General features: G+C 38.5%; 15 protein-coding genes. 11 read left to right on the forward strand and 4 right to left on the reverse strand.

All coding sequences use genetic code 11. The features are described from left to right. Nucleotides 1-59 precede the first annotated feature (59 nt). The 3 genes from AWN68_RS10305 to AWN68_RS19240 are packed head-to-tail and all read right to left on the reverse strand — an operon-like array spanning nt 60 to nt 2,243. On the reverse strand, nt 60-1,568 hold the full coding sequence (locus AWN68_RS10305; RefSeq protein WP_068414996.1) for a PH domain-containing protein: 1,509 nt from the start codon (nt 1,566-1,568) through the stop codon (nt 60-62). Continuing rightward, entirely contained in the window at nt 1,549-2,085 is a 537-nt protein-coding gene (locus AWN68_RS10310) for a PH domain-containing protein (protein ID WP_068415000.1), read from the reverse strand. The genes AWN68_RS10305 and AWN68_RS10310 overlap by 20 nt, the downstream gene beginning before the upstream one ends. Then, a complete protein-coding gene (locus AWN68_RS19240; protein ID WP_172796056.1) occupies nt 2,082-2,243 on the reverse strand; it encodes a DUF5522 domain-containing protein in 162 nt (53 codons plus the stop codon). The genes AWN68_RS10310 and AWN68_RS19240 overlap by 4 nt, the downstream gene beginning before the upstream one ends. Nucleotides 2,244-2,319: 76 nt before the next feature. On the opposite strand from AWN68_RS19240, the gene rocD reads away from it, so the two are divergent. The 11 genes from rocD (at nt 2,320) to AWN68_RS10365 (ending at nt 15,975) form a co-directional block, all read left to right on the forward strand. Then, the gene (gene rocD / locus AWN68_RS10315; RefSeq protein ID WP_068415003.1) at nt 2,320-3,555 is read left to right on the forward strand and encodes an ornithine--oxo-acid transaminase; all 1,236 of its coding nucleotides are present in this window, start codon (nt 2,320-2,322) and stop codon (nt 3,553-3,555) included. 112 nt (nt 3,556-3,667) lie between these two features. Then, complete coding sequence (locus AWN68_RS10320) at nt 3,668-5,890, forward strand: tetratricopeptide repeat-containing sensor histidine kinase (RefSeq protein ID WP_221405716.1); 2,223 nt, start codon at nt 3,668-3,670, stop codon at nt 5,888-5,890. A 75-nt stretch (nt 5,891-5,965) separates the two neighbouring features. Further along, nucleotides 5,966-7,912 carry a tetratricopeptide repeat-containing sensor histidine kinase gene (locus AWN68_RS10325; protein ID WP_157716161.1) on the forward strand — a complete coding sequence of 649 codons (1,947 nt, stop codon included), beginning with the start codon at nt 5,966-5,968 and terminating at the stop codon, nt 7,910-7,912. Nucleotides 7,913-7,952: 40 nt separating this feature from the next. After that, entirely contained in the window at nt 7,953-8,618 is a 666-nt protein-coding gene (locus tag AWN68_RS10330; protein WP_068415013.1) for a response regulator, read from the forward strand. 171 nt (nt 8,619-8,789) lie between these two features. Continuing rightward, nucleotides 8,790-11,747, forward strand: a complete 2,958-nt coding sequence (locus AWN68_RS10335) for a hypothetical protein (protein WP_068415016.1) — start codon at nt 8,790-8,792, stop codon at nt 11,745-11,747. A 157-nt stretch (nt 11,748-11,904) separates the two neighbouring features. Beyond that, on the forward strand, nt 11,905-12,768 hold the full coding sequence (locus AWN68_RS10340; RefSeq protein WP_068415019.1) for a hypothetical protein: 864 nt from the start codon (nt 11,905-11,907) through the stop codon (nt 12,766-12,768). 56 nt (nt 12,769-12,824) lie between these two features. Beyond that, a complete protein-coding gene (locus AWN68_RS10345) occupies nt 12,825-13,763 on the forward strand; it encodes a hypothetical protein (protein ID WP_068415022.1) in 939 nt (312 codons plus the stop codon). 252 nt (nt 13,764-14,015) lie between these two features. Beyond that, on the forward strand, nt 14,016-14,537 hold the full coding sequence (locus AWN68_RS10350) for a hypothetical protein (protein WP_068415025.1): 522 nt from the start codon (nt 14,016-14,018) through the stop codon (nt 14,535-14,537). Nucleotides 14,538-14,568: 31 nt separating this feature from the next. Continuing rightward, nucleotides 14,569-14,958 (forward strand): hypothetical protein, encoded by a 390-nt coding sequence (locus AWN68_RS10355; protein ID WP_068415028.1) that lies wholly within the window; start codon nt 14,569-14,571, stop codon nt 14,956-14,958. Nucleotide 14,959: 1 nt separating this feature from the next. Continuing rightward, nucleotides 14,960-15,718, forward strand: coding sequence for a hypothetical protein (locus tag AWN68_RS10360; protein WP_068415030.1), 759 nt, complete (start codon nt 14,960-14,962; stop codon nt 15,716-15,718). Between the two features lie 71 nt (nt 15,719-15,789). Further along, complete coding sequence (locus AWN68_RS10365; RefSeq protein ID WP_068415033.1) at nt 15,790-15,975, forward strand: hypothetical protein; 186 nt, start codon at nt 15,790-15,792, stop codon at nt 15,973-15,975. A gap of 9 nt (nt 15,976-15,984) precedes the next feature. Here AWN68_RS10365 and AWN68_RS10370 read toward each other — a convergent pair whose 3' ends face one another. Beyond that, nucleotides 15,985-18,669, reverse strand: a complete 2,685-nt coding sequence (locus AWN68_RS10370) for a TonB-dependent receptor domain-containing protein (RefSeq protein WP_172796057.1) — start codon at nt 18,667-18,669, stop codon at nt 15,985-15,987. Nucleotides 18,670-18,769 lie beyond the last annotated feature (100 nt).

Consider the following 18,769-nt stretch of genomic DNA (forward strand, 5'->3'; position numbering starts at 1 on the left):
GTGGGGTGCTATTCTGCTATTTTATATTAAAATTTACTAACACTCAAGCGGGTGTTAAGTTACATCCACTCTCTCTTGTCTGTTTGAACCCTATAAAGCACGAAATTTTCCAACTGTAAGGCTTCAGAAAGCCTAATATAGGGGATGCTCATTTCACCTGCCGCAGTATATAGTTTAATAGTGGCAAGTTGTTTTCTGCGCTGATACCAGCTTTGTTTTACTTTTACCGCTTGGATTTTATGGATTTGGGTCAGTACGTTTTCTGTGCCCACAATTCCTCCGTTACTCCTGATCAACTCTTCATTAATTTCATAGCTTCGTTTTTTGTGGTAGGCCTGCCCCAGGAAGAATGAAAGTGGTAAAGCTAGCAAAAAATAGAAAGCAGTATCTTGGATTAGAAACCAAGCACTTAAAGCGACTAATGAAGGAAGAACTCCATAGAATAGCACAATTCTAAATTTTATGACTGGGCTAATAGAATGTTTGACCTCGGTTCCTAAATACTCTGAAGGGAAAACCATATTGATGACCTTCGCTAATTGTTCTTTGTAGCTTCCGGGAACGTTGATTTTTGACTTGTGTGCATTTACTTCAGAGCTGGAGGCCTGAGCAATTTGCAAAGTGTACATTTTGAATAATTTTCGAATAGGGTTAGTAGACCACGATACCATTTGAACTTTGTTTCTATTGATGGTTACTTCCTCTCTGTTTAATAACCCCCTCACCAGTTTCAGCCCATTTTTGCTCATCCAAAGCTTTAAATCGTAGTATTTTAGGAGAGAGTTTCCTAATGAAAAGAGGAATGAAATAACGGTTACAAGAATAGCAGAAACAACAAAAGCGAATAATGTATTATGTTCTGCAAAGCTTTCGAATTGTGTAAACTGATCCGATACAAAATCACCAATGTCGTTTGTGAGTTCATTCATAGTGGTGAACACGAAAGCAAAGATAATCCCCATTGAGCGCAGGTGATTCTGGCTTACCCCAACTTTGAGAAGGTCTGAAGGAGTTAAATGAAGCAGCAGCTCTGAGGGACTTCTATCCAAACTTATTTCTTTTTCTTCCTCCGTGCCCGATTCGCTAATGAGGTGTTCTTTTTCGGCTATGATATATTCTCTCAATGCGATCGCTTCGTCTTTGCTGAGCGCATCAATACTAATTTCGGATTTGTTGGCGCCAGCAGAATCGATTTCTACACTGACCACATTGAATAATCGGTGGAGTAAGTTTTGACTAAAGTTGATTGTTTGAATTCGCTCAAATGGGATATTTGTCCTTGTCTTTTTCAAAACTCCTTTGTCTAAGACAATGGCATTGTCTTTTATATAGTAGTAAAAACGAAAATAGGTAAGTACAGAGCCTATTAGGTTATAGGCAGCAAAACCAATTACCACATAAAGGATAATGTCATCAAAGGTTGAACCTGCTCTGCGGCCAATAATCAGGGATACAAGAATAGGCCACATGGCCCTGATTGTCATTCTGAAAAACTTAATTAGAATAATGCCGATGGCTACCGATGGCTGACGTTGAGGGATAGAGAAATCATGATTGTTTTGTTCCATCCTCTTCGGTTTTCTTGAGTACAAAATCTTTCATGGATAGCGCATCTTTGTCTGGTAAACCAGGGATAACCAAGTCGCTACTCTGACCACCTGCCGTATATAGCTTCAAGCTATTTATTTTGTAGAGACGCTCAATAGGGCCTTGTTTCAATTCGGCATGCTGTATCCTGTTAAAAGGCACTGTAGTGCGTACCGACCAGATTAAGCCCTTGGTGTATATGATGTCTCGTTGACGGAGGGCGTATTGTTTCTTTTTAAAGCCAAGAATAGTAAGTGTTATATTAACAGCAGCCAGAATAATAATCACACTCATAGAGATTAGGTAGCTGTTTATTTTTTCTTCAATGTCAGAAAACTCAATAATGGCGATGGCACCTCCAATAAGAATGACAAAAAATAAGACTGATGAAATAAGGCTTACTTTAAGGTAGTTTGGATCAATGAGTTTGAAATTGATTCCCTCTAAACCTGGAAGTTCATTGGGATCAATAGAGAGATTCTCGAAATGGTTTATCATTTTTTATAGCCATAAGGGCAGTGTCTACAACCATTTTTACAGCAATGACCTCTTTTCAAGTGGTACTTCGCTGTGAAAACCATTCTGCCCAGTTCGTCAAGGTAATAATCTTCTTTTTCTGTGACAAATGTTGATTTTGATTTAGAATCTTTCGACATCTTTTTTGGGCTAAATTAGTTTGTTTACCTTTGGCCTACCCCTGATTTTAGGTAGCAAAGATAAAATTTTAAAGAGATGGAAACAGTTCAAAATAGTAAACAAGCGATTAATCTAGAAAACAAATATGGTGCACACAACTATCATCCGCTACCGGTAGTTTTGGCCAAAGGCGAAGGCGTATATGTTTGGGATGTAGAAGGGAAAAAGTATTTTGATTTTCTGTCTGCCTATAGTGCTGTAAACCAAGGTCATTGCCATCCAAGAATTGTGCAGGCCTTAAAGGATCAAGCAGAAATACTGACCCTAACCTCGAGGGCTTTCTATAACGATGTATTAGGAATGTACGAGAAGTACATGACCGAGTATTTCGGTTTTGATAAAATATTACCCATGAATACTGGAGCCGAGGCGGTTGAAACAGCCATTAAACTTTGTAGAAAATGGGCTTACGAAAGAAAGGGAATTGCTGAAAACGAAGCTAAAATTATTGTTTGCGAAGATAATTTTCACGGAAGAACTACTACAATCATCTCCTTCTCGAACGATCCAGTAGCCAAGAAGAACTTTGGCCCATACACCAAAGGTTTTATTAAAATACCATATAACGATATTGATGCCTTAAAAGCAGCCTTAGCCGAAGAAAATGTGGCTGGATTTTTAGTGGAGCCTATTCAAGGCGAAGCGGGTGTTTTTGTGCCAGACAGCGGTTACTTAACTGAAGCCGATCGTTTGTGCAAGGAGAATAACGTACTCTTTATTGCCGATGAGGTACAAACTGGTATTGCAAGAACGGGTCAGCTCTTGGCCTGTGATCATGAAAATGTGAAGCCAGATGTCTTGATTTTGGGTAAAGCCGTTTCTGGCGGTGTGTATCCGGTGTCTGCAGTATTGGCCAACGATCGAATTATGGATGTAATCCAGCCAGGTCAGCATGGAAGTACTTTTGGCGGAAACCCATTAGCCGCTAAAGTGGCAATTGCGGCTTTGGAAGTAATTAAAGACGAAAAACTTGCTGAAAATGCGCAGCGTTTGGGAGAAATTTTCAGAGAAAGAATGAGCGCATTTATCAAGACCAGCGACTTGATTACTTTGGTACGAGGCAAGGGGCTTTTAAATGCGATTGTAATTAATGATACTGAAGACAGTTCTACTGCTTGGGATATTTGTATGGCATTAAAAGAGAACGGTTTATTGGCCAAACCAACCCATGGCAATATCATTCGTTTTGCTCCACCATTGGTAATGACAGAAGAGCAACTACACGAATGTTGTGATATTATTGAGAAGACCATTAGAGAATTTGCTGCTTAAGCAATTCAATACTCATTTCTAAAACCGACTTTTGAACTCTGTATAATTGGAGTATCTTAAGTCGGTTTTTTTATGTGTGATTAGTATGTGTAGTGATTCAAATTTTAAGCTATTGGTACCTCGTTCTTTGTTGTTTTTAGTCTGTTTTTTTGGAGCAATAAATCTTGCGCACTCTCAATCTGTTGAAGACAGCCTGAAGGTAGCCTTAAAGAATGCCCCTGATTCTGGTAAAGTGCCTATTCTGATTAATTTAGCCAAGGTGTCACAGGATAATAATCAATCTTTAATCTACGCTAAGCAGGCATTGAGCTATGCTAAACTAGACTCAGAGAAGAGTTCTGCCGCAAATCAAATCGCCTGGACTTTCAAGAATCTATTTCAATTTGACTCAGCCAAGGTATATGTAAAAAAGGCACTTGGTTACGCTGAGAAGGGAAATGATCTGTTGATAACCTCCGATGCCTATAGTACTTATGGGAGTGTGTTTTATAATATTGGAAGCTATGATAGTGCCCTCTTTTACAATAAAAAAGCATTAGAATATCGTATTGAAGCAGGTGATAAACAGGCGCAAGCCGCTTCAATGAATAATATTTCAACGACACTTCAGCGGCTCTCGAGGTATGGTGAATCGATGGAGTACATCAATCAGAGTATTTCGATCTATTTGGCATCAAATGATAAGAGAAGTGCGGCAGACTCATACCTTAATAAAGGTAATCTTCTAAACAGTCTGGGCGCTATGGATTCTGCATATGTAAGCTTTCAAAACGCCCTAAAAGAGTATGAATCACTTGGTTTGAAATCTATGATGCCCTATGCATTGATAAATATGGCAACAGTCGCGGTACATCTAGATCGTTTAGAGGAGGCGCAAAAAGGCTTTGTTAAGAGTAGAGATATTCTGCTGGAAGGAGAAAAGAACCCTCAGTTGTTAGGTTTTTCATACAATGGAATTGGTGGAGTATACCAAACGAAAGACATGTATGACTCTGCTCTTCTTATGTTTTTAGAGGGAGAGAAATATGCCTTGTTAGCTCAAAATGAGTACCTGATATCGATGGTCTATAATAATTTGGGAGATACCTATGCGCACAAGAAAGAGTATAAGACTGCAATAACTTATCTTGATAAAGCGTACGAACTAAAAACTAAAATTGGTGATCAAGCAGGTTTGGCCTCAGTAAGCATAACTTTAGCTAGTACCTATGCGAATTTAAGAGATTATAAAAAGGCTGATAAATTTTACTTGGAGGGAATTAAGCTAGCTGAACAAGTTGATGACAAGGTAACAAAGCGAAAAGCTTATAACGAGATGTATTTGTTTCAAAAGGAGATAGGAAATTTCTCACACTCGCTGGATTATTTAGAAAAGTTTATGGCATTGGACGACTCCTTGATCAATGATCGAAATCTAGATAAAATTGCAGAACTCAATACCCAATACGAAACTGAAAAGAAAGAGCAGCAAATTGCTTTGCAAGACGCCCAATTGGGCGAACAAGAGTTGATGCTTGAGCGAAACCGCTTGCTGATGATCGGCTTGATTTTGATTGCCGTTCTATTCTTATCCGTCATATTCTTAATAAAAAACAGGGCTAAAAAGAATGAGCAGCTAATTCTTCAAGAAGGCCAACTCAAGCTTCGCGATGCTGAATTAAATGCCGTAATCAATTCTCAAGAAAAAGAGCGTAGCCGTTTTGCAAGGGATTTGCATGATGGCTTTGGTCAACTTATTTCTGTGCTTAAACTCAACCTTTCTGGACTTAATGATACCGATGCTCAATATCCTGAAAAACGGATGGAAGTATTCAAAAATGGTGAGTCTGTAATTAATGACATGTATGCTGAACTCCGGTCCATTTGCTTCGATTTAATGCCTCAAACTTTAGTGAAAAAAGGAGTGACTATTGCGCTGAAGGAGTTTGGAGATCGCATTACACAAAGCAAAAAGGTGGTCTGCGAAGTTATAGTCTTTAGCAATAAAGAGCGACTTCCTGAGGTTGTGGAGATTTCGCTTTTTAGAATTTGTCAAGAGTGGGTGAACAATGTGATGAAATATGCTGAGGCGAGTCACATCACCATTCAACTGACCAGAGATGAGGAGGAGCTAACCTTAACTGTAGAAGACAATGGAAAAGGCTTTGAGGCTGATCTCTTTTATAGTGGCAAAGGTAATGGTTGGAAGAATATTCAAACTCGACTGAACTTAATCAAAGGAGAATTCGATCTAGACACCCAACCAAACAGAGGAGGTACCATGATGACGGTTAATTTACTAGAGGTAGAAATGAAAGAAGTTTCTGCTAATGCAGAAAGGAGTATTACGGTTTAATCATTTTTTTTCAATAGTTTTATTCTGTGTGTGTGGTTTGGTCAAATCACTTTTTCTGTCAATAATCTCATTTTGATGAAGAAGTATTTTTATGTGTTGTTAATCGTCTTGTTGCCAAATATATCGTTGGGCCAAGATTTATTTCGTTTTAAACAACTGGTCAGGAAAGCGGAGTCTAATTATTACGTTAATCCAGATAGTACACTTTACTATGCGAAGGAGTTAGTCACAGAAGCCAGTAGGGCTAATGATCTTTATTTTTTAGGAGAAGGTAATCGGTTGATAGGTGTTTATTATCAGTTGAGTGCCAAACCCGATTCTGCATTATATAATTTTGAAGAAGCCATCACCATTTATAAGCAAATCAAGGATTCTACACAGTTGATTAGGGTAATGATATCGGCAGGAGTGATGGAAACAGGTTTGGGTAATTATAACAAAGCCTTGACCCGTTTCTTGGAAGGCCAACTGGTTGCTGAAAAAGTAGGGAACGAGGCTTATAGGTTGCGCACCGTGGCAGAAATTGGACGTATTTACTCTATTCAAGGCGAGCATCAAAAGGCCCTTAAGCAGATGCAATATTATTATGCTAAGGTAAAGGACTCTAATGAGGTTAGCGAGGTGGCTGCTGCACTTAATTACCTCACTGGTGAATTCATGCTGCTTGATATTCATGATAGTAGCCTCTATTACCTAGAGAAGAATCTAGAAGTGCAAAAGAAGCTTGATTTCCCTATCGGTATAGCAGCTGTGCTTCAAAATAGGGCCACTGTTTATGGTAAAATGGCGATGCCTGAAAGAGCTTTGGTAGATTTTGAGCAAGCTTTGGACTACTACCGAAAAGCCAATTTCAGTCAAGGGATTGGTCAAGTGAGTATCAACAGCTCGGCAGTTTTTATTGGAAAAAGAGACTTTAAGAAGGCTATAGAACTATTAAACGAAGGGGTTTATCATAGTTTCTTAATAAAAGATTATCATACACTTAGGGCTCAATACTATGAGCTGGCCAGTGCTTATGATTCAATTGGAGACAAGGCGCATGCATTTGAATCTTTTAAGAATTTCTCTGCGATGAACGATACGCTGATGAGCATCGATAAGCAACGTACAATGTCTGATTTGTTCACCAAGTACGAGACGAAAGAAAAAGAGCAGCAAATAGAACTACAACAGTCTTCTTTAATTGCTCAAGAGGCCCATTTAGAAAGAAATCAAACATTGATTATTGGTTTGGTATTTATTGCGTTGTTGTTGGTTATCCTAGTTCTACTCAATAGAAATAGGGCCAAAAAGAAAGAACAATTAATAAAACAAGAAGCTCAACTCAATCTTCGCGATGCTGAATTAAACGCAGTCATCAACTCTCAAGAAAAAGAACGCAACCGCTTTGCAAGGGATTTGCACGATGGCTTTGGTCAACTAATTTCTGTTCTCAAACTCAATCTTTCTTCCCTTACCGATAAGGATGCACAACAACCAGAGAAAAGGTTGGAAGTATTCCAGAATGGAGAATCAGTCATCAATGATATGTATGCGGAATTGAGGTCCATTTGCTTTGATTTAATGCCACAAACGTTGGTGAAAAATGGACTTGGCGTGGCCTTAAGAGAGTTTGGTGATCGAATTACACAAAGTAAAAAAGTGGTTTGTGAGGTAATGGTATTTGGTGATGAAGAACGTTTGCCAGGGCTTATGGAGATTTCGCTTTTTAGAATTTGCCAAGAGTGGGTAAACAATGTGATGAAATACGCAGAGGCAAGTCACATCACCATTCAGTTGACCAGGGATGAAACCGAACTTACCTTGACCGTAGAAGATGACGGAAAGGGCTTTGATGCTGAACTCTTTTATAGTGGCAAAGGGAATGGCTGGAAAAACATCCAAACTCGTCTGAACCTGATCAAAGGTGAATTCGATTTAGATACCCATCCAGATAGGCGTGGCAGCATGGTGACCGTTAATTTATCTGACGCGTCAATCATAAAAATACCCACCAGTACTGAAGACCAAATCACGGCTTGATCGGATATTTTTAATAGATTAGAGAGAATACCTTGCCATCATGAAATGGTTGTTCAATTTTGTGGGCAAGGAACAAATAGCAGAAACAATGAAAATCCTCCTTGTCGATGATCACTCCATATTATTGGATGGCTTAAAAAAGCTGATTGAAGAAGATGAAATGCTCTCTGTGGTAGATGCCGTTGGTTCTGTTCCAGACGCTATCCGCTCCATAGATAAGCACAAACCCGACTTAGTGATTACGGATTATAATTTAGGTGATGATGACGGACTGAGCTTAGTGCAGAAATCAAAGCGTCTTTTTCCAGATATGAAATTCATCATTTTGAGCATGCATGATGAAGCCCATTTGGTAAAGGAAATTTTGAAAGAAGGCGTAAATGGTTATGTGTTGAAGAAAGACACTAAAGCAGAATTGATTGAAGCCATTTATGCGGTAAGAGGAGGGAAGATGTATATGTCCACCGATATTAATGCCATGTTGGTGAAAAGCCTTTACGAGCCCGATGAAGGAAAGCTATTGACTTCACGTGAGCGCGAAATTCTAAAACTGATTTCTCAGGAATATTCCAACAGACAAATTGCGGAAGAGCTTTTTATCAGTGAACGTACTGTAGAAACTCACAGAAAGAACATTTTTCGCAAAACAAAAACCAGCTCTTTAGTGGGACTTATCAAATTTGCCTACGCGAATAATTTGATCTAATACCATTTAAACCTCTATAAAATTCATATTTGAGCTTTACTCATCCGTGCCAGCACGGATGCAAATACCCCATCCCTAGCGTATTCTTTCTGATACAGAGTGGTTTTAATTTTACATTAATCCAAAGGCTTGATTTTCAATCGCCTTGATTGACCACTAAATACTGTACTCATGAAAAATTCCGTCTTACTCTTATTTATGGTTTTTGCTTTTTCTGCAAAGGCTCAAATACTGGAAACTACCACTTTAGCATCTAAAGGTGTGAAAGGTAAAGTCAACAGTATTGTAAATTCATACTATGAATTTGTAGCGGAAAAAGGGCTTCAAAAATCTGTGATTGAAATTGAGAAATTTGACAAAAACGGCAACCTAATAAGCATAAGCCGAGATGAACTCTTAACTGGAAATAAGTATGAATACACTTACGAGTTGGATAAAAAGGGAGTTTTGGGGGTTGAGAAAATTGCCAATGGTGCTACAGGGTTAAACTTGCGCAACACTAAGTATGACTATAAAAAGGGCTTACTAGCTACAACTACTCAAGTGCAGGGCTTAATTACTACGGTTAAGAACTATGGCTATAATGACAAGGATCAACTTATAGAAACTGAGGTGGTCGAGGATGAAGAGGTTAAAGGAGTAGTCTACAGCGAAAGAGATGAACAAAACAGAATTATCAAAACTTCACAGAAATTAAAGGGTGAAGAAGTGGTCAGTGTGATTTCTACATTTGAGTATAAAGATGAGGGTGTAAATGAAATAACTGCCGAAACCAGAGCAACTGTTAATGGAACATTCTTTATCACCACTTTAACCGATAAAACAACAAAGCTGAAAGTTCAAGAAACTACCAAGAACCTAGGAAATAACCAGCAATCTGTTTTGAAGCATTACTATGAAAGCGATGCTCAAGGAAGCTGGATTAAAAGTGAGGTATTAGATGAGCAATTTGGAAGATCCAGTTTAGTCTTACGCAAAATCACTTATGCCGATGGACAAACTACGGGTAGAACTGAAATGGCTCCAGAAGACAATAGAGCACAGTATTTCAGACAATACTCTAATGTAAGTGTAGCCATTAACGGCAAAATAGTACCAGCTACCAGTCCTAACCTTATTTCTGGTACGGACGATTACATTACTTATGTAAGCTCAATAAATGCTACGGTTATATTAAAGGGCTATAACAAATCATCGAATCATACCACTTGGCATGAGGGTGTAATTGTATCCCATAATCCTGAAGATATTTTCTGGGCAGGTGGGCCTAATTACCCAACTATTTTCCAAAAAGGGCTTATTGTAACTACAGGAAAATACAGATATGATGTAGGAGCTAATAGTATTAATTATTTAACCAGTCAGAACAAATCATTCTTAGCTATTAAAGAGCCAGAAGAAAAGCCTGGGCTTAAGAAGGCAGAGTTATTAGAAGATAATCGGTTTTGGGCTAAAATGACAGATAGTACCTATGTTTTGGTTTCAAAAGGTTATGGTGTAACTATCAGAAAACAACTAGAACTAGATGGAGGGGATAAGTTGATATTGTCATACCTTGGTGGGGCTGATGGTTGGTTTATCTTGCCTAATTATAGAACAAAATTTGATGAAGGTAAGCCAGGTGATATACACAATACGGAATACTTAGAGGAGCCGCTTAAGCAATTAAAAGAACGCTATCCCTCTATTAATTTTAGCAGTATTGTTTACGACAACCTTCCCCTAAATAAATATCGATTAAAAACGGTTGATGGCACCGTAGTCTCTGGTATTGCCGAAACAGCCACTTGGGCTCCAGATAAACAACAAGTTCTATACTTTCCACTTACTTCGGCTTATTATAGGTTAGATGGTTTCTATGATAAAGCAGATGATAAGGAATTTGCGAATCAACCCTTAACCTTACTGTCAAAGGGAGAGAAATCGATTTACTACTTATATAACGAGAATAAAAACATCACCTACTTTGTAGAGGGCAGGCGCTTAATCAAGAGTAATTTAGGCTCACGTAAATTGTATGCCGATCAAGGAAAATATGGCGCAGTAGTTTATGATTCAACCACGAACGCAAGCTACGGCATGCAATACGATTTGAAAGGAACAACTAAGATTGGCCCAATGAAGGCTTTGTCTTGGAATTCAGTTCAAACCTATATCATGAAATTTGAAAAGGGGCAATGGGTCATTTTTGAAAAGGGTGAGGGAATGAGTAATTATGATTACAGTCTAATGGATGGTGATGATGTTGTTCATTTCTATACTAATGCACTGAATGTAGTGAAGGCTTATCGTTTCAAAGGCTTTAAAAATATTGAGCCAGGCGATTTTCTACCTGCTGAGTTTGTGCCAGATAATGAGGTGGCAAGTTTAGCAACTAAATTAAAAGTGGACCCTTCAAAGCCTAAAGAAAAACCAGTAGTTACAAAAGCTCAACCAAATACCTTTAAGAGAATAGGAACTACCTATAATCTATGGGACGGAAACGGAGAGCCAGTGGTAGACTATTTGCAATTTTTTGGTAACCTAGGTAGTCCCGATGCCTATGTGCGTGATACAGCAAGAAGTATAACCTACGAGCTTAAGGGCTATTTTACCCAAGATAATATAGAAGGCTCAAGTAGAATAGTTATGGGGCCTACCGACTATAAGGTGTTAAAATGGGGAGATAAAAATGTTGCGTTTTTCATCAATGGGAAATCGATAGTTGATGTAAAGCGTGTATATGTCAAGAACCAAGTAGACTCGGAAATGTGGGGCGAGGTGATTTATGATAGGCATAGCGGCTCAACTTTTTTAGCCGAGTACCCGCAAAAGGAAGGGTTCTATTTTGGCGCGCTTAATAAGCTTCTGGCCGATAATGAAAAAACTGTTTTAGTTAAGCAAAAAGACGGTAAGTTCACATTAATTGTAGAGGGTGTGATTGATAAGAGTACAACATTCACAGTCGATATCTATCAAGGAGATCTTATTTATGTCAATAATGGCACAAGTCAGAAGGCGTATAGGTTCAAAGGTTTTGAAAAAGCTGAATACTTAGATCTTCTCTTTCCTGAAGTCATCCCTCAAGCCGAATTGAAGACTATTTTAAATGAGATTGACACGGCTAAGACTAAAGGCGGTAAGGATTGATCATCATTCTTTTACTCTCCCTAATACCACTCATGTTCCTCTTTCAAAGCTGAAATTGATTTAACTCCGTACTGGTACGGAGTTAAAAACACCGCTTAGGTTGTATGTTCTCAAGGCTTGAATTCAGGCAATTTTGAATAGTAATTAAAAACCTAAGATGATGAAAAAGGTATTGGCTATCTGTATTTTAATTGGGCTTTCTAGCCATTCAGTTTTTGGCCAGGGCTACGAAGTTTTAAATGACGACCCTTCGAAGCTAATCAAAGGACATGTTGCCTTAGAATATTTAACTGTTGATGCCGGCATGGCGAATGTAAGCGGTGCTTATGCTTGGGCCTTGGGGGTCAATTCTTATTATCCTTTGTTGCCTTCTCTTGGTTTGGAAGGAAGTTTAAGAACACCGCTGTTAAAAATCGAATCTTCTGGAGGCTTGGCCCTTGCTGCTGAAGCTGGAGTAAGCAAAACCTTATTCTCGAAGACTAAATTAAAAGAGGATCTCAAAGTATTGATGAGTTTCAATCAGTCGCGATCGGGAGGCTTCGTAACGACCAGGTCGAGTACCCTAACCATGCCTGGGAATATAAGAACAGAGATGTTTGTTCGAGGAGGTGGTTATTACAGAAATAGTAGCTATGAACCAGACGAAGTTGGATTTAATACTACAATAAGCTCCATTACACATACAGGAGGCTATGTAGGAATCGGTATTTCAAAAGGCACATTCTTTCAGTTTAAGAGTGAAGAAACACAAGAAAAGTTCGCCCTCGGAAGCATCTTCAAATTCTATGCAGATGTACTCATTTTACCCACTAATATTAAAGATCCAGCTTACGATGATTCGAATGCAATCGGCTGGAGGCTAGGTGTAAAGTGGTACAATAGTCCATACAGCAGCGAAAGTGATTTTGGAAGAAAGAAAGGCTTCTTCGGCAATATGTTCGCTATTGGCGAACTGGGCACACGGCCATATGAGGGTGCCGTGATTACCGCTTCTGTTGGCTACATCATTAAGAAATTCTAGGAAATATTACATAACATGAAATAACCATAAAATTAAACATATTAAAATTCATCACCATGAAAAAGTTCACCCTATTATTAATCCTTGCAATGGCCACCATTGGCTTGAATGCACAAACAGACTGGTCCAAAGTCGACTATGTTAAAAAGTATAAAATGAAAACCAAAATATCTGGTGGTGTTGCTAAAACACTAAAAGGTAATCCCACTTTCATTAATGATTACTATATATCCCAAGCCTCATTGATGAAGGGAAAGTCTCAGGCAGGGGTAATGCAAAAACAAGGAGTAGGTTCTGTATTCGCAGAGGCTGCATTAGCAGGAGTGAGTGCAGAGGCACTCCAGAAATTGATCGAAGAACTTCATGCTCAGTTTGTTCAGGAACTAAAAGGAATTGGCTTAACCATTACTGATGGTCAATCCGTGATTGATGAGGCAAATAAAAGCGGTAAAGCGGACAGGAAAAACGCATGGATTGGGAAAACTGATGGCGAAGTTATTTTTGATAAACTGGGGCTATTGGACAATACATCCGATATCAAAGAGATAAATATTTTCAGACCGAAGGATATGCCAATTTACTCAACATCGGCAAAAATACCGGGTAACTTCTATAACAATGCCGCGAAGAAGGGTGATATGAACCTGATCAGCATCAATTATGTGATTCGATTTGCATCGTTTGATGGTAAAAAGAGTATGACTAGAAATAGTTTAACAACAGAAGCAGGGTTGTCCATACTGCCTAATGTTTCAATCACAAATCCAAAAGCGGCTTGGGGGTCAATAACTTTTGATAAGCCAATTGAAGGTGACAATGACTGGAGTAAAGGTTTAGTAGAGACTAATTCAAGAGATGGTTCTTTCTGGGGGCTTTCTTCAAAAGGTGAATATTCTATCCATGCTGATGAAGCTAAGTACATTGAAGAGCTGAGACAAATCGTACTGAATACACAAAAAGCCATCGTAGCTCAAATTAAGTCCAACATGAAATAAAATATTAACTCAAGTTTCAGAAGGAAACTAAGTAGTAGTTAATCATAAACTAAGATTATTTTTGGCTCGAGTTGGGTGCCTTAAATAGTGGTCGATTCGGAAAGCCTCGGGAGCGGGGCTTTCTTCGTTTCGTGATGAGCGAGTCAGTGCTAGCACTGACTCGCTTTTGCCTTTCATAGGGGATGTTTAGGGGCTGTTATTCAACCTAATTTTATCATGTAATTAATCGGTAAAGAGGTAAATTCTTTAAAAATGGAAACTTATCTGAATAGAGTTAGCGCTTTTGATAAAGAGCAAACCTACACATTGGATGACAGAAGTATATCGAATGGACAAAGCCAGTGGGACTTACAGGATATTGAAAATGTTCATTTGAGCTTTAAGCCAACAAAGCATTATGGCAATATTTATCAGTGTGCAATCGAGTCTAGATCGGGAAAGATTACCCTTAGCAACAGGCGCTATATTGGACCAGCAAGTTTTGATTATCAGTCAGCCGAATACAGTCAGTTTATAAAAATATTATTGCTGAATCTGGATGGTTATGGACTGACCAATTTCAAATCAGGCAAATCTAAATCTAATTACTGGTTAGAGGTAATAGCATCAACCCTCTTTTTTGGACTGATACTTATTGTTCTAACCATGTTTGGTGCTTGGCTTGCTTCATTGGTATTCTTGGCCATCATCATCTTGCGGCTTATCCCTTATTATAAGAAAAATCGGCCGATGACTTTTCCAGCTAGGCATATCCCTGACCACATTTTACCCTGAAATCAACTTTTTAAATCTTAAAATATAAACTATGAAAAAGGTATTAATAGGACTTTTCTTTGTGTTTGCTGTAATAGTATATTTCGTTGCTAGCTCGTCTAGCTATGGAGAAAAACTAGAATTTAATGGCACTGACGTTTATTACACTGATCTAGTTACTGAAACTGATGCCCAAAAACTGGGAGATTATTTGATTGAATCAGAGTTTGCCGATGGCAACGGAAAATCTGTTCAATTAACAAGAAGAGACTCTACTTATTTGTTCAGAATGGTGGTGATTGATGGTGTGACAGAAGACAGCACCAAAGATATAAGTTTTAAGGCATTGGCTATGCTTATCTCAATGGAGGTGTTTGATGATGCTCCTGTTGAGCTAGAGGCCTGTTCGAATACTTTTGAAACTCTTCGAGTATATAAGTAAAATGGAAGCGTCCAAAAAATCCCGATTTACAGGCGTAATAGCCGGGTTGACCCTCTTAATGATTGCTGGGCTTAGTGCTTGTATTATCATGCTTATTTTGATGTCCGTTGATGATATCTCATTTGACAAAGTTATGGTCTTCGTGCTGGGCCTAGCGGTAACTGTAATTAGCTTGCGGACAATTGTTAAGCAAAATCAAAGCTACAGTCAACAGAGAGTAGATATGGCTAGAAATGGTGGTGAGGCCGTTCTAACCCAATGGGAAATAGACAAAACGCAATGGACTCACTTCTGTAAATCTAAATACGAATCAGACATCAACGAGTCTTCTGGCTACGGTTGGTCTGCTGCTTGCTTAATGGGGCTTGTCTCCGGTTTTTCGCTTTGGAATAGATTTGATTTAGGCCAGATAGTTGCGTTTGTACTGTTAATCGCTGGTGTTTTCTTTTTTATTGGAAAATATGTAGCAGGATTGAAAGCTAGGTCTGATTTTAAAAGGCAATGTCAATTGGAAGTGGCGGATATTCATTTTGCAAGATCCTCTATTATATTCAACAGTAGGCTTATCCTCCTAAATGAGTTAGGCTACCGGCTCAAAGACTTTTCAATTCAAGATAAGTTTAACATGAAGGTGATTATATTTACGGTCGAGTCTGGGGTTGGAAGTAGAAAGTCTAGCAGTGGTTATACAATCCCTATGCCAGCCGATAAAATGGAAGAAGCAAATCAGCTATCCTCCTATTACAACGGAATTGCTTAAATTAGGGTCAGTATAATAACTGGCAGAGTTGTTGTAAACGAGGTTGGTTAGTTACCAACCTTAATCTAGAAATGAGAAAAGTAATTAACTTTTGTTTTGTCTTGCTCGCAATTGCTGCGGTAGTCTATGGACTAATAGAGCGTGATTCTAAGAATAGGGCCACCAAGGAATCTCATGCTTTGGAATTGATTAAAGACAAGTCTCAAAATGATAATCTGATCTCTGATATAGAGGAGGATGTAGCTGTACCCTATTAACTATTCAAATTATTTTCCTCCAAACTTATTCAGCTTATACCCCAGCCTAAACCTAAAGATTTGGCGCAAAACGTTGGTTTCAGAATTTTGGATGTATTCTGAGGTTACATTCCGATTAATTACAGAGCTTTGACCTAGTAAATCACTTGCGGTTACACTAAAATCCATTTTCTTTTTGAAGAAGGACTTACCCAACGACATGTTCCAGATTACTTGGCTGGTGCCTTCAATGTTGCCCACTTTACCATTTTGTTGATGGCTGAGTGAGGTAGTGATGAAAATCCCACTTTCTGATTTATAGGTAGCGCGCAGGGAAGAAGCCATTTGGGAATAGCGTCTATTACCTGCTTCATTACTCTGGTTTTTTACATTAGAGAAACCGGGCCTTGCACTAAGTGAGATATCAAGCTTCTTACTAAAGTTGCTGTTTACCGCAAATCCAATTCCATAATTAGAGTTTTCTGAAACTTGAATGACACCATTTAAGAACTGAGGATTTCGGCTAAAACTAGCAGAGCCGCCAATTTGAACATTGAGTTTCAATTTTTCTATGGGCTTTGAAATATTGACACTCCCATTCAGATTTCTTCTTCCATCCATATTTACGGGAGTACTTAATCGAGCACCCACAGGTAATTCAATACCATCAGGGCTATTTGTTCCATTCCCAATAATCGTACTGTTTACTACTATGTTTTCTGTAGTTCCTGCAGATAGGTTGAAGGAGATATATGATTTTGTTTCCTTGTTAAAAAGGGCATAGGCTAAGGTTAGCCTGTTAGAGTAACTTTCAGAGAGTTCTGGGTTTCCTCTTCTTAGGAATAAAGGGTTACTGTTGTCCAGCACATCTTGCAATTGTCTGGCTTGAGGTACCCCCATACCTCTTGAATAATTCAATCTTATTTGTTTACCCTCCTTGTTCCTGAAAGACAAACTAACATTGGGGAGAAAGCCTTCAAATTTTCTGTCTAAGGCGGTAAATCTTGGGAAAATCTGATTATTCTCGATTCTTTGGAGCTGGTATTTTGCCCCAGCAGTGATGTTTATTTCTCCAATCTTAAACTGAATTCCCGAGTTAAATTCGTCCTTGGTTAATCTGTTGTCATACTGACTTGATCGAAGGGTGTCGATGTCCGTATAATTCGATTCATTGTTATTGTAGTTGAGTAGTAAGTTTTCGTTGTCGGTTTTGTTAACATCCCTTTTATATGAAAGCTTCAAGCTCTGTTTTTCTCCTATGGGTTCGGTATAAGAAACTTGAGTGGAAAACCTATTGGTGTTATCTTCCGGTCTACTGAATTGGTCGTAATCTTGGTTGCTTACATCTCCAGTACTAAAACGATTGATAGACCTTACAGAATCAATACCAGTCGATTCACTTTGACCAAGGCTAGAGTTGATTGAAATAGTTCTGCCTTTTTTGGAGAATTTATGCCACCAACTAAAGCTACTACTCCAGTTATTTCCATCAAGCTCAGAGAAGTTCCTATTGTTAGTACTATTGATTTCTTCATCATTCATAAAAGTATTTCCAGTTACATGAGAAGTGTTCTTTCCCTCGCTTAATGAAAAACTCTGTCTCAGTGTAATTCGATCATTGTCGCTTGGTTTATACTCTAAACTCAGTGATGTACTATGAGATATATTATTGTTTTCACGTTCAGATCTTTGGTTGTAAACCCTACCAGAATCAGCTGCTTGAATATATTGTTGAGAAGTTTCATTAATCGATTTAGTAATTGACCCTCGGTAAGCATAGGACGCATTTGCTGTAAGCTTCGGTAGGATTTCAGAATAATAGTAAGTGTTGAAATTACTCTGTTGTGAAATGCCTCCGCTTGGCCCCATTCCCTGAACCATAACCATACCTTGGCTGCCTCCAACATCTACATATCGAGGAGCTCCACCTCCTGAGCTTAGATTATTGAAAACTCCAGAAAAAGAAAACCTGTCTTTGCCTCGAATAAAGTTAATATTGCCACTTGCTAGATAGCGTTCTGGTGGACTGTAAGTCAGGCCTAAGGTTGAAAAATAGCCTCTTCGTTTTTCTGGTTTGGTCACCACATTAAGCACCTTTTCCCTTTTTCCATCATCGTGACCACTAAATATGGCTTCCTTACTTTTTTCATCTATCACCTGAATTTTACTTACCATATCTGCTGGTAAATTCTTCAAAGTGAATTCTGGACTGTTTTGGAAAAAGGGTTTTCCATCAACTATTATCTTTGTAATAGCTTCCCCTTGAGAAGTTAATTTTCCATCTTTTACTTCCAACCCAGGCATTTTTTTCAGTAGGTCCTCAAGGTTGGCTTCGGAAGTCGTTTTGTAGGCAGATGAGTTAAATTCTACGGTATCCTGCTTTAAAACTACGGCAGGAGCAATACCTTCAACGCTTACTGAATCGAGCAGCATAAGGTCATCTACCAAAAATATTTTTCCTAAGTCGATTGATTGATTATTGAATTCGAAGGTTTGAGAATAGGGTTTAAAGCCTACGTAAGTGATGTCGATTTTGTAAGTGCCCTTGGTTAATTTTGAGAAGCTAAACTCACCTTTTTCTGAGGTGGTTATGGCTTTAAAAAGGCTATCGTTTTGCTGGAGGAGGATCACATTGGCCAAATAGAGTGGCTTTTGTTCCGTGCTGTCGAGCACTACTCCAGAGATGGTTGCTTCTTGTGATATGCAATATGACAAGCACAAGATTGAGTATAAAAAAATAATAACTAGTTTCATGAATTATGACCTTGTCATGAAACTAGTTATTAAAATTAGAAAACTTAAATTTTAGTTTGTT

It is taken from the genome of Roseivirga echinicomitans (assembly GCF_001592935.1).
In the GTDB taxonomy this organism is placed as follows: Bacteria; Bacteroidota; Bacteroidia; order Cytophagales; family Cyclobacteriaceae; genus Roseivirga; species Roseivirga echinicomitans.